The sequence below is a fragment of the Streptococcus sp. k-378 genome, from assembly GCF_013277505.1.
Lineage (GTDB): Bacteria > Bacillota > Bacilli > Lactobacillales > Streptococcaceae > Streptococcus > Streptococcus pseudopneumoniae.
Genome location: NZ_VMNC01000014.1, coordinates 1 through 11,836, shown reverse-complemented (window position 1 = coordinate 11,836; position 11,836 = coordinate 1). Strand labels below are relative to the sequence as shown.

Genomic DNA, 11,836 nt, shown 5'->3' with positions numbered 1-11,836 from the left:
GGCTTGGAGCTGTGAGGCTAGAGAGCCAAGGCTAAGACTAGCCTTGGTTTAGCTGAAAAAACAGCTTCAAGGGTTCCTCGTGTCAAATGAAAGCAAAATAATTGCCCTCAATCTCACCATTTTTTGGGGCATCATCACTTTCGATTGACACTACTTTTTTAAAATTTTTTAATTAATTTTACAACTGCTTCCGTTCGAGCTGTATGTGGGAACATATCGACCGACTGGATATAATGAAGATCATAGACTTCTACTAAGCGTACCAAATCCCTTGCCAAAGTCGAAACATTACAAGAAATATAAACCATTTTTTCTGGTACATAGGTAAGAATAGTATCTAATAACTTATCATCCAGACCTGTACGTGGTGGGTCCACAATCAGAGCATCTGCTCGGTAGCCTTCCTTGTACCAACGAGGAATAATATCTTCCGCTGTTCCTGCTTCGTAATGTGTGTTGTCAAATCCCATTCTTTTAGCATTTCGCTTGGCATCTTCAATAGCTTCTGGAATAATATCCATACCTCTGAGTGTTTTAACTTTCTTTGCAAAGGCAAATCCAATTGTTCCAACTCCACAATAAGCGTCAATCAAATGGTCTTCTTTATTAACATCCAAGGCTTTTACCGCCTCGTTATAAAGAACTTCTGTTTGTTCAGGATTTAGTTGATAGAAAGCTCGAGGAGATAGTGAAAATTCATAATCGAGTACACCTTCTTGAATACTCTCTTGTCCCCAGATAATCTCTGTCTTTTCACCATAAATCTCACTGGTTTTAGCTGTATTTGTATTCACAGCTACTGTCACAACTTCTGGGAAATCTTTAACTAAATCTTTTACTAGTTGGGTTAAATTAAGCTGACGATTTGTAACAATAATAATCTGAACCTGTCCAGTCTTTCTTGCTCGTCGGACCATAATAGTCCTAACACCTAGAACTTTTCTCTCATCTGTGATTGGAATCTGGTGATAAGTAAGTAATTCCGCTAGACGATTAGCAATCACTTGGGTTTCCCTGTCTTGTACCAGGCAGTCTTTCAACTCTACTAAATAGTGAGAGTTTTGTGCATATAAGCCCGCCTTGACCTGATTCTTAAATTTTCGAGTCTGAAATTGTAACTTAGCTCGGTAATATTTTGGTTCCTGCATTCCAATAGTTGGACGAATTTCATAGTTTTCATATCCTGCAGGAGCAAATTTTTTCAGCGCTTGATGAAGCAAGTCCGTCTTGAACTCCAGCTGCTTATCATAATGCAGGTGCATGATTTGGCAGCCTCCGCACTCATTATAAATAGTACAAGCTGGCACAACGCGGAATTTAGACTTCTTGTTGACCTTTAATAATTTCGCTTCAACAAAGTTGCGTTTAATAGAAGTAATCTGACAGTAGATATCTTCTCCTTTGAGAGCTCCAGGTACAAAGACTAATGTTTTTTGATAAAAGCCAATTCCCTCACCATTAATTCCCATACGCTTGATTTTTAATGGTATTTTTTGTTTTATTTTTAGATTCATAGGTCTATTATACCATGGAGTTTCTAAGATATTTAAGAATATGTTACAATAAAAGCATGAATTCAAAAACACCTCGCTTTAGTATACTAGATTTCCCTGAACAATTACGAAGCTATATCAAGGGAGCTAATCTCTCTGATAGTTCTTCTCATTCAAGTGCAACTGTCCTATATATAGATTCAGGTTACTATTTAAAAATAGATCAAAAAGGTAGATTAGCTCAAGAAGCTAAGATTGCAACTTGGTTCGAAACTGAAGGATTGGGAAACCCAGTGATTACCTATTTATCAGCAAAAAAGGACTTCCTTCTGACCAAAGAAGCCATTGGCAGAAACGCTCTCGATTTTTTAAATCAACCCGAAAAACTCTGTCAAACCCTGGCACAAGCATTAAACAAACTTCACAGTCTTAAACCACAATCTTTTCCGTCGGAAAATCATCTGAAGCGTTATAAAGAAGAAGCCTTAAAAAACTATCAGGAGGGGACTTTTTATAACAATACTCTTCTGCCTCAATTTCATATTCACAGTCGTGAAGAAGCTTACCAACTGATACAAGAGAAAGGTCACCTTCTCAAAGCTGATGCTTTTATTCATGGAGATGCCTGCCTGCCAAATTTCATCTTGAAGGATGCCTCGCATTTTTCTTGCTTTATTGACTTGGGATTGGCTGGTTTTAGTGACCGACATATCGACCTCTTTTGGGCAATTTGGTCCCTTCATTACAACCTACAAGATGCTACGTATGCTGAATTATTTCTCGACTATTACGGTAGAGAATATGTAAATATGGATAAACTACGACTTGTTGCAGCTTTCGAAGCATTTAGATGAAAGGAAATTATGAAAATCACAAAACTTGAAAAGAAAAAACGTCTCTACTTGATGGAACTAGATGGACAGCAAACCTCTTATATCACTGAAGACACAATTGTTCGTTTTATGTTATCGAGAGATAAGGTGATAAACGAAGAGGAATTGAAGGAGATTCAGGACTTTGCTCAATTTTCTTATGGTAAGAATCTGGCCCTCTACCACTTATCCTTTAAAGCACGCACTGAAAAAGAAGTCAGAGAATATCTGAAAAAATACGATATTGATAAAAACATCGTTTCTCAAGTTATTGCTAATCTTAAAGAAGATAAGTGGATTAATGATGGTCAGTACGCTTATGCTATCATCAATGCCAATCAAGTTTCAGGAGACAAGGGACCTTATGTACTGACTCAGAAATTAGCACAAAAAGGAATTTCAAAATCTACTATAGAAGAAATCTTGAATGATTTTGATTTTTCGGAAGTTGCTCAACGTGTAGCCAATAAACTATTGAAAAAATATGAGGGAAAACTTCCAGCTCGTGCCCTGCAAGATAAGATTATCCAGAACTTGACTAACAAGGGCTTCTCTTATTTTGATGCTAAAATTGCCTTTGACGAATTGGATAGTCAAGTTGACCAAGAAACGACTCAGGAACTCATCTTCAAGGAACTTGATAAGCAATATACTAAGTATGCCCGAAAGTATGACGGATACGAACTAAAGCAGCGTTTAACTCAAGTTTTAGCACGAAAGGGCTACGATTTTTCGGATATAGCAAGCGCTCTTAGAGAATATCTTTAATATTTCCAAGTGAAATTCACAGATTTTAGGTAATTTTATGGTACAATAGTAAATGATAAACTTATAAATTGTAGAAAGTTGGTTAGTTATGAAGCTTCCAAAAGAAGGCGACTTTATTACAATTCAAAGTTATAAGCATGATGGGAGTCTCCACCGAACTTGGCGGGACACCATGGTACTAAAAACAACAGAAAACGCCATTATTGGTGTCAACGATCATACACTTGTTACCGAAAGTGATGGTCGTCGTTGGGTCACTCGAGAACCGGCTATTGTTTACTTTCACAAGAAATATTGGTTTAATATCATTGCCATGATTCGTGATAATGGAACTTCTTACTATTGCAATATGGCTAGCCCCTACTATCTGGATGAAGAAGCACTGAAGTATATTGATTACGATTTGGATGTTAAAATTTTTACAGATGGGGAAAAACGTCTCTTGGACGTTGAAGAGTACGAGCGTCACAAACGCAAAATGAATTATTCTGATGATTTGGACTATATTTTAAAAGAACATGTCAAAATTCTTGTTGATTGGATTAACAATGGACGTGGTCCTTTCTCAGAAGCCTATGTAAACATTTGGTACAAGCGCTATGTAGAACTAAAGAATCGGTAAAGTTGTCAAAGGTCAGGAACAAAATCCTGACCTTGTTTTTTTGGTAGTATAAAATAAATTGTGTAAAAACAAAAAGGAATAAATCCATTATAGCAGAGTTACAACACCTTACTAGAAAGAGATTTATGCAGAATTCGTAAAATATATAAAACAAATAGATATACTGTTATTTTTTAATGTCTCTGTTCCTTGTAAGTTTACAACAAACTTATATCGTTTAATACAAAAAATACGAAGATGATTAGTATAAAAAATACAGGTCAACTTCGTATTTTTTTATTTCCACATAGCATCAATCACTTGGTACAACATTTTAAAAACAATATCTCGACAGAGAAAATGGTATTTAATCTACCAGCTCATTTAATCGTTTTTGAAAATATAAAGCAATACTTTTAGATTCAATAAACTCAAAATATTTTATGACATCGTTCATTTGTTTAATTCCAGATTCTTTAGATTCAGTCAGATATATTTTATATCCTTTTACAAATTTGAATGTAGATTTTTCAAAAACTTTTGTGTCATCTTTTAATAATTTTTTTAATTTCATTTCAAAGTAGTCTGCATATATTAGATGTGAATTTTCAAGGCAACAGAACCAAAAATTTAAACAAGCTGACACAACTAAATTTCTATTCTTACCGATTTTTTCGTAATAATGTGTACGCTCTAGTATTTCTTTTCCGACCATGTAAATATAATCTATTTCAAAAAGATGATATAAATTACCAATCAGCGTTATCTCATAGGACTCCCATCGTTCCTTTTGGAATAAATAGTCATATACTAAATTTAGATCATCTCTACTAACTACATGATTACAATCTATCTGATTTAATAATCCCTGGACCATAATTGTATTTATTTTATAAGTTTTTTCCCCACTCTTCTCAAAAAGTTTTTGTTGCTCATTTTTTATTTCCTCCAATCCTTTAGTATTCAAACTATAAAAATTCGGAGATAAATTAACCAAAAAATCATCAAGCTCCGATCTTTTATAATGTTCTAGGTAATTACAAAAATTCTCTATCGAAACATTGATATTTGATAATAATTCAAAAAACGTTGAAAGAGAAATTTCATTTTCTCCCCTTTCAAATCTAGAAAGTTGAGATTTTGATATAGAATCAGCTGCAGCATACTCTAAAGAATATCCGTTTAATTTTCTAAAATATCGAAAAGCTTCTCCGTAATTTTTCACACTTTCATTCCCTTAACTTTCTTTTCGAGCGATAAACATACCATATTCTTTAGGAATGATCAACATACCATTATTAAACTCACTTTCCAATCTTTTACGTATTATTTCCTCTTCTAGTGAACCTATTTCTGAAATTCCTTTAAACGATTGGATGTATTTAACTAGGTCATCTATACTAGTTACCTGTAACTCATCATCATAGAGTAATGTATCGACAGAGTTAAAATACCTACTCAGGTACCTTTTACCATTTTGTAAAGTAAACGTTCTATTTTCTAAATCTTGATTAACCTCATCTTTAAATAAACTTGCCAAATAATCTACAACTCCATTTTCACCAAATGTAGCACAGTAAAAAACACCTCCTGTTTTTAAGACTCTATTCACCTCAGATAGCGCTCTAGGAATATCATTCACATGATGTAGAAGCATATTAGCAATAACAATATCAAACGTTTCATTCTCAAAAGAAATCTTTTGAATATCCATTATCTCATAGTTGACATTGTCTCTATTTCCAATCACTGACTTCGTTGATTTTACCATATCTTTAGAAAAATCTGTAACAATCAACTGCTTCATTTTATCTATAGAATCACTATTGCTTTTCCACAGTTCTCCTGTACCACATCCTAATTCTAGAACCTTTACTTCATCAGTGATTTGGTAGTTAGAAAATATCCAATTATTAAATCCCAATTTATTTTTTGAATACTTCTTATGCAATTCTACTCGAATATCAAGATTATCATGACTTTTATATTGTTCAATTACTTTATCAATCATTTTAAACGACCTCCACTCTATAATTTGACATTATATCACAAGAATAAAGATAGTGTTAAATAAGTTGTATAAATGCAAAAAAGGAATATTCCGTTATAGCAGAGTTGTAACACATTTCTATAAAGAAATTTATTCCTACGACTCAGTTTGGCATGCTTAACTTCCTAACTCAAAAACAAAGCATCGATTAATTTATCCGTTCTTCTTTTGAAACAGATTTGAACTGATAATTGCTCGTTTTAATTTAAGAAGCTCTTTTGAGCAAAACTTCATTTTTTTAAGAGTCCAACAATTTCTGTCTATCGCTTTTCTACTAGCAAAAAAACCTACCTTGAGGCAAGTTTTCATTTATATATCTAATTTCGTAATAGTATAGTAAAATGAAATAAGGACAGTCAAATCGATTTCTAACAATGTTTTAGAAGTAAAGGTGTACTATTCTAGTTTCAATCTACTATAAATTTGATATGAGAATAGTCTTTCTCAACATCCTTATCCAACAAGCATGCTGTGGCGTCCTTCTTAACTTGAACCAGGTCAATATTCTGGGCTTGGGCTGCATAGACGCAGCCACAATAATATTGACGATAGATATCATACTCCTCACACATCTCTACTGAACGTTTGTAGCCTTGATTTTTCTTGAAATCGTTGGGAAGATAGTGGGTCGTGTAAATTTTTTGCACATCGATTCCGATGCTATTGATGGTTTGAGAATTCTTATGAGGACTGATGGTCAAGGCTGAACCAAAGTAGTCAAAGCCCAAGTCCATAGCCACTTGCGCTGTTTTATCCAGTCGGTAGTCAAAACAAACCTTGCAACGGTCGCCACCTTCAGGCTCTTCTTCCAGTCCTCTGACTAACTTACGTTATTCATTTGGTTCATAGGGAGCCTCTAGGTACTGAACCACATCTCCTGTCCTCTCATTGAAATCACTGACAAATTTTTGGGTGACGTAAGCCCGCTTATGGTATTCTGCCTTGGGATGGATATTAGAATTAGCAAAATAGATGGTCACATCTGCATACTTGGTCAAATATTCTAGGGTATAGGTACTGCAAGGGGCGCAGCAAACATGCATGAGAATGGTTGGCCGATGCTCATTTTTCTCTCATACTTGTACCATCTTCTGCATGACACGGTCATAATTAATCTTCTGATTGGGGTTCATCTTGCTCAGAATTTCTTCTACATCGATCATGTTATTCTCCTTTTTCTAGTCTTATTTTATCATATAAATTAGGAGAGCTCAAATCAATTTAGAAGTGAATAGCATAAAAAGGAGGGGTAGGCATTCCCTCCTTTTGTGTTTTTTATAAGTTGTTTTCTATAGAAAGCTTACATCATGCCGCCCATCATGCTTGGATCCATTGTCGGAGCCGGAGCTACTGGTTCTGGTTTATTGGCTACAACTGCTTCCGTAGTCAAAATCAAGCTGGCTACAGATGCTGCATTTTGAAGAGCTGAACGGCTCACTTTAACTGGGTCGATGATTCCCTCTTCAATCATGTTGACCCACTCGCCAGTTGCTGCGTTGAAGCCTGTACCAACTTCAGCATTTTTCAAACGATCGATAACGATTGAACCTTCAAATCCTGCATTGTGGGCGATTTGACGAACAGGTTCTTCCAAAGCACGGAGAACAATATTGCGTCCTGTTGCTTCGTCTCCTGTCAATTCCAAATCAGCCACGGCTGGGATAACATTTACAAGGGCTGTTCCACCACCTGCAACGATTCCTTCTTCAACAGCTGCACGAGTAGCGTTGAGGGCATCTTCAATGCGGAGTTTCATTTCTTTCAACTCAGTTTCAGTTGCGGCTCCGACCTTAATAACCGCTACACCACCTGACAATTTGGCCAAGCGTTCTTGCAATTTTTCACGGTCAAATTCAGAAGTTGTAGTTTCGATTTGAGACTTGATAACCGCAACACGGTGAGAAATCGCTTCAGGATTTCCTGCACCTTCTACAATAACCGTGCTATCTTTGTCCACGGTCACTCTCGCTGCTTGACCAAGAGCTTCAATTGTCGCATCTTTCAACTCAAGACCAAGGTCTTCTGTGATAACTGTTCCGCCTGTTAAGATGGCGATATCTTCAAGCATGGCTTTGCGACGGTCACCAAAACCAGGTGCCTTGACTGCTACTACGTTGAAGGTTCCACGAATCTTGTTCAAAACAAGAGTTGGAAGAGCCTCGCCATCCACATCATCCGCAATAATCAAGAGTGGACGATTGCTTTGGAGAATGCTTTCCAAAAGTGGCAAGATTTCTTGGATATTGGAAATTTTCTTGTCTGTAATCAAAATGTACGGATTTTCAAGGTCAGCCACCATTTTTTCGCTATCTGTCACCATGTACTGTGAAAGGTAACCACGGTCAAACTGCATTCCTTCTACGACTTCAAGCTCTGTTTCCATACCACGTGACTCTTCGATGGTGATGACACCGTCTTTGCCAACTTTTTCCATTGCTTCAGAGATGTACTCACCAACTTTTTCAGAACGAGAAGATACGGCTGCAACTTGAGCGATAGCTTCTTTATTGGCAACAGGGATGGCGTTGTTTTTCAAAGCTTCAACTGCTGCGGCAACTGCTGTTTCAATCCCACGACGAATACCGATTGGATTTGCACCTGCTGTGACGTTTTTGATTCCTTCACGGACGATAGCTTGGGTCAAGACTGTTGCAGTCGTAGTTCCGTCACCTGCGATATCATTGGTTTTAGAAGCTACTTCTGATACTAACTTAGCACCCATATTTTCAAAATGGTCTTCCAATTCGATTTCTTTGGCAATGGTCACACCGTCATTGGTAATCAAGGGTGAACCGAATGACTTTTCAAGAACGACATTGCGACCTTTTGGTCCCAAGGTTACTTTAACAGTGTCTGCAAGGATATCGACACCACGAACCATGGCTGAACGGGCATCTGATGAAAATTTAATTTCTTTTGACATACTTACTTTCTCCTTCTATTCCTCAATGATTGCCAAAATGTTAGCTTCGCCTACGATGATGTACTTTTCATCTCCATCTTTGACATCAAGACCTGCGTGGGCTTCAACTAAGACACGATCTCCAGTTTTAACACTTGGAGCAACCAAGTCACCGTTCAAGGTACGAACACCTTGTCCAGTAGCCACAACTTGAGCTGTTTTGGTTTTTTCTTGGGCTGAGCCTGCAAGGACAAAGCCCCCAACGGTTTGTTCTTTTTCTTCTATTTTTAAGACCACACGGTCCCCTAATGGTTTCAACATCTGATTTCCTCCATAATGAGATAGATATTATTAGCACTCTTTGAACTTGAGTGCTAATTCATAATTCTATTGTATCACTTGGTCAGAAATAGTCAAGAAAAAAGTCTGACTTTCTCAAGATAAAAAGCCTGAGACCAACTCAGACTTTTTAATGCTTAAAATGGCAATTCTTCCTCTTCCAAGACTAGGTCTGCCAAGTCTTGGCCTGCGTTATTTTCACGCATGGCACGTTGAGCACGACTTTCCAAGAGTTGGAATCCTGTGACGAGGACTTCGGTCACATAATTCATTTGACCATTTTTCTCAAAACGACGGGTACGCAATTCCCCATCAACGGAAATGAGACTACCTTTAGTTGCATAGCTGGCCAAGCTTTCTGCTAGTCTGCCCCATAGGACCATATTGACAAAATCAGCTTCACGTTCGCCATTTTGGTCTTTATATCGACGGTTCACAGCGATAGTTGCACGAGCTACTGACTTGTCATTATTGGTTTTGTGCAATTCTGGTGTGGACGTCAAGCGTCCGATTAAGATAACTTTATTATACATATTTTCTTCCTCCTACTTATCTATTCGTAGGAAATCAAAAAAGTTACAGAAATTTGTAACTTTTCGAGAAAATTTTTTAGTTTTTATGAACCATGAAACCTGTCGCCTGTTGATTGGCCATAATGGTCATATCTGTAATCTGCACACGACGAGGTTGACTGGTCACATAGACTACTGTGTCTGCAATATCCTGAGCTTGCAAGGCTTCGATTCCCTGATAGACGGACGCAGCTCGTTCTTTATCACCGTGAAAACGTACCGTCGAAAAATCTGTTTCGACGATTCCCGGTTGAATAGTCGTCACCTTGATATCCGTTGCGATGGTATCAATTCGCAGACCATCTGAAAAGGTCTTAACCGCTGCCTTGGTAGCTGAGTAAACAGCGGCACCAGCATAGGCGTAGATTCCTGCGGTTGAGCCCATGTTGATGATATGTCCTTGATTGGCTTTTACCATTGCTGGCAAAAAACAGCGAGTGACTGCCATCAAACCTTTGACATTGGTATCCAACATAGTTAACATATCCAGCTCTTCATAGTCCTGATAAGGTGCTAAACCTAGAGCCAGACCGGCGTTATTAACCAAGATGTCAATCTTCCCTATCGTTTCTAAAATATCGGAGCAGACAGTCTTCACCATAGTCATATCCGTGACATCTAGTGGAAAGGTCCAGACGGTTTGATTTGGAAAGACTTCTGCAAACTCCGACTTAAGGGATTCTAGTCTGTCTGTCCGTCGTCCGGTTAGAACAACATTCTCACCCTGCTCCAGATAAGCACGCGCAATTGCTTCACCAATACCTGATGTCGCTCCTGTAATCACAACATTTTTTGCCATCTTATTTCCTTCTAGCTGGTCTATCAGATACTAACTACTTCTTAGGCAGTCCAGTGTTTAGCTGGATCAAATGGAGTTCCGACAACTTGGTCTTCTGATAATTCGATAACACCACGTTTTTGCGGAGCATTTGGCAGATGCAATTCACGAGGACTGCACATCATTCCAAAACTCTTTTCGCCACGAAGCTCACCTGGGAAAATAAGATTGCCTTTGGGCATCATAGCTCCTGGAAGAGCTACAATGGTTTTCAACCCGACACGCGCATTGGGAGCTCCTGCAACGATTTGCACTGTCTTGTCACTTGCGACTGCAACTTGGCAGATGTTAAGGTGGTCACTATCTGGATGAGCTACCATCTCGACAATTTCACCAACAACAAACTTAGGTTCCTTGTCATTAACAATTTCCTCTGCAAAACCTTCCGTTTGTAATTCTTGGTTCAAACGAGCGACCTGTTCATCTGATAAAAAGACTTGACCGTGCTCTGCAATTTCAAATAAACTTGAAACTTCAAAAATATTCCAAGCTACTGTTTCCCCATTATCTTTGAGAAAAACACGAGCTACCTTGCCTTTGCGCTCCACATCCAGTTTGGCATCTCCGCTATTTTTCACGATGACCATAAGGACATCACCGATATGTTCTTTGTTATATGTAAAAATCATTGTTTCTATTTTCTCCTATTTCAATCCTGCTAAAAAATCGTTAATTTGCTCCTTACTTTTACGGTCGCGATTAACAAAACGACCAATTTCCTTGTCTTTTTCTAGAACAACAAGGCTAGGAATCCCGTAAACATCCCAAAGTTTGGCCAAATCCATATACTGGTCTCGGTCCACTCGAATAAAGGTGAACTCTGGATTGGTCTCCTCAATTTCTGGCAAGGCAGGATAAATATAACGGCAATCGCCACACCAGTCCGCCACAAAAAGGAAAACCTTCTTGCCATCTTTTTCTACTAAAGATGCCAATTCTTCTAAACTTGCTGGTTGTATCATAAAACTTCCTCCTCATAGACTAGGTCTTCATTTTCATAGACAAAGGTATAATGACGGCCATCCTCAAAAATGACGCCACCAACCAAGCTCTCTAGACTGCTTTCATAGACTTGAACATAGAGAGTCGCAATTTCCCCCATGTCTGAAAAATGGTCTCGCACAATCGCTGTCAACTCTTCCTGAGTCTTCATGAGCTTACGGTCATCTGCAACTTTTTTCGTAGCAAGGGCAAGGCTCCCAATACCAAGCAGAGCCAGACCTGCCATCCACATTTTTTTAGCTTTCATACCATTCATTTTAACACAAAAAAGGCTTTAGGACAAATGAGGAAGCAGCAGAAAAGCAAGTAAAAAGCCTCTTCCTTTAAGGAAAAGGACTTCTTATACTCAATGAAAATCAAAGAGTAAACTAGGAAGCTAGCCACAGGTTGCTCAAAGCA

Annotated in this window: 13 protein-coding genes and 1 pseudogene; 3 read left to right on the top strand and 11 right to left on the bottom strand. The window is 37.9% G+C overall.

Features of this window, described 5'->3' with window-relative positions; translation table 11 throughout:
- Positions 1-158: 158 nt before the first annotated feature.
- The gene (gene rlmD, locus HT719_RS02095; RefSeq protein ID WP_172923652.1) at positions 159-1,514 is read right to left on the bottom strand and encodes a 23S rRNA (uracil(1939)-C(5))-methyltransferase RlmD; all 1,356 of its coding nucleotides are present in this window, start codon (positions 1,512-1,514) and stop codon (positions 159-161) included.
- A gap of 56 nt (positions 1,515-1,570) precedes the next feature.
- Here rlmD and HT719_RS02090 point away from each other — a divergent pair, with 56 nt between their 5' ends.
- From HT719_RS02090 to HT719_RS02080, 3 genes are all read left to right on the top strand, one after another.
- A complete protein-coding gene (locus HT719_RS02090; RefSeq protein ID WP_172928083.1) occupies positions 1,571-2,347 on the top strand; it encodes an aminoglycoside 3'-phosphotransferase in 777 nt (258 codons plus the stop codon).
- A 9-nt stretch (positions 2,348-2,356) separates the two neighbouring features.
- Positions 2,357-3,133, top strand: coding sequence for a recombination regulator RecX (recX, locus tag HT719_RS02085; protein WP_172928081.1), 777 nt, complete (start codon positions 2,357-2,359; stop codon positions 3,131-3,133).
- An 88-nt stretch (positions 3,134-3,221) separates the two neighbouring features.
- The gene (locus HT719_RS02080) at positions 3,222-3,755 is read left to right on the top strand and encodes a DUF402 domain-containing protein (protein ID WP_000775321.1); all 534 of its coding nucleotides are present in this window, start codon (positions 3,222-3,224) and stop codon (positions 3,753-3,755) included.
- Positions 3,756-4,101: 346 nt separating this feature from the next.
- Here HT719_RS02080 and HT719_RS02075 read toward each other — a convergent pair whose 3' ends face one another.
- The 10 genes and pseudogenes from HT719_RS02075 to HT719_RS02030 form a co-directional block, all read right to left on the bottom strand.
- The gene (locus HT719_RS02075) at positions 4,102-4,959 is read right to left on the bottom strand and encodes an Rgg/GadR/MutR family transcriptional regulator (protein WP_000800706.1); all 858 of its coding nucleotides are present in this window, start codon (positions 4,957-4,959) and stop codon (positions 4,102-4,104) included.
- Between the two features lie 12 nt (positions 4,960-4,971).
- Positions 4,972-5,745 carry a class I SAM-dependent methyltransferase gene (locus tag HT719_RS02070; protein ID WP_172928079.1) on the bottom strand — a complete coding sequence of 258 codons (774 nt, stop codon included), beginning with the start codon at positions 5,743-5,745 and terminating at the stop codon, positions 4,972-4,974.
- A gap of 446 nt (positions 5,746-6,191) precedes the next feature.
- Positions 6,192-6,947: pseudogene (locus HT719_RS02065) on the bottom strand (epoxyqueuosine reductase QueH).
- 137 nt (positions 6,948-7,084) lie between these two features.
- On the bottom strand, positions 7,085-8,707 hold the full coding sequence (gene groL / locus HT719_RS02060; protein ID WP_050208057.1) for a chaperonin GroEL: 1,623 nt from the start codon (positions 8,705-8,707) through the stop codon (positions 7,085-7,087).
- 15 nt (positions 8,708-8,722) lie between these two features.
- Entirely contained in the window at positions 8,723-9,007 is a 285-nt protein-coding gene (gene groES / locus HT719_RS02055; protein ID WP_000917330.1) for a co-chaperone GroES, read from the bottom strand.
- A 155-nt stretch (positions 9,008-9,162) separates the two neighbouring features.
- Positions 9,163-9,558: a single-stranded DNA-binding protein gene (locus HT719_RS02050; protein ID WP_000282439.1), complete on the bottom strand. Its 396-nt coding sequence runs from the start codon at positions 9,556-9,558 to the stop codon at positions 9,163-9,165.
- Positions 9,559-9,634: 76 nt separating this feature from the next.
- On the bottom strand, positions 9,635-10,396 hold the full coding sequence (locus tag HT719_RS02045; protein WP_172928077.1) for an SDR family NAD(P)-dependent oxidoreductase: 762 nt from the start codon (positions 10,394-10,396) through the stop codon (positions 9,635-9,637).
- A gap of 41 nt (positions 10,397-10,437) precedes the next feature.
- Positions 10,438-11,064: a YtpR family tRNA-binding protein gene (gene ytpR / locus HT719_RS02040; protein WP_172928076.1), complete on the bottom strand. Its 627-nt coding sequence runs from the start codon at positions 11,062-11,064 to the stop codon at positions 10,438-10,440.
- Positions 11,065-11,079: 15 nt separating this feature from the next.
- Positions 11,080-11,397, bottom strand: a complete 318-nt coding sequence (locus HT719_RS02035) for a thioredoxin family protein (RefSeq protein WP_172928074.1) — start codon at positions 11,395-11,397, stop codon at positions 11,080-11,082.
- Positions 11,394-11,693, bottom strand: coding sequence for a DUF4651 domain-containing protein (locus HT719_RS02030; RefSeq protein ID WP_001013971.1), 300 nt, complete (start codon positions 11,691-11,693; stop codon positions 11,394-11,396). Before HT719_RS02030 ends, HT719_RS02035 begins: the two co-directional genes overlap by 4 nt.
- Positions 11,694-11,836 lie beyond the last annotated feature (143 nt).

Coding starts and splice junctions, on each gene's coding strand:
- rlmD (WP_172923652.1), bottom strand. CDS start 1,514: ATGAATCTAAAAATAAAACAAAAAATACCATTAAAAATCAAGCGTATG.
- HT719_RS02090 (WP_172928083.1), top strand. CDS start 1,571: ATGAATTCAAAAACACCTCGCTTTAGTATACTAGATTTCCCTGAACAA.
- recX (WP_172928081.1), top strand. CDS start 2,357: ATGAAAATCACAAAACTTGAAAAGAAAAAACGTCTCTACTTGATGGAA.
- HT719_RS02080 (WP_000775321.1), top strand. CDS start 3,222: ATGAAGCTTCCAAAAGAAGGCGACTTTATTACAATTCAAAGTTATAAG.
- HT719_RS02070 (WP_172928079.1), bottom strand. CDS start 5,745: ATGATTGATAAAGTAATTGAACAATATAAAAGTCATGATAATCTTGAT.
- groL (WP_050208057.1), bottom strand. CDS start 8,707: ATGTCAAAAGAAATTAAATTTTCATCAGATGCCCGTTCAGCCATGGTT.
- groES (WP_000917330.1), bottom strand. CDS start 9,007: ATGTTGAAACCATTAGGGGACCGTGTGGTCTTAAAAATAGAAGAAAAA.
- HT719_RS02050 (WP_000282439.1), bottom strand. CDS start 9,558: ATGTATAATAAAGTTATCTTAATCGGACGCTTGACGTCCACACCAGAA.
- HT719_RS02045 (WP_172928077.1), bottom strand. CDS start 10,396: ATGGCAAAAAATGTTGTGATTACAGGAGCGACATCAGGTATTGGTGAA.
- ytpR (WP_172928076.1), bottom strand. CDS start 11,064: ATGATTTTTACATATAACAAAGAACATATCGGTGATGTCCTTATGGTC.
- HT719_RS02035 (WP_172928074.1), bottom strand. CDS start 11,397: ATGATACAACCAGCAAGTTTAGAAGAATTGGCATCTTTAGTAGAAAAA.
- HT719_RS02030 (WP_001013971.1), bottom strand. CDS start 11,693: ATGAATGGTATGAAAGCTAAAAAAATGTGGATGGCAGGTCTGGCTCTG.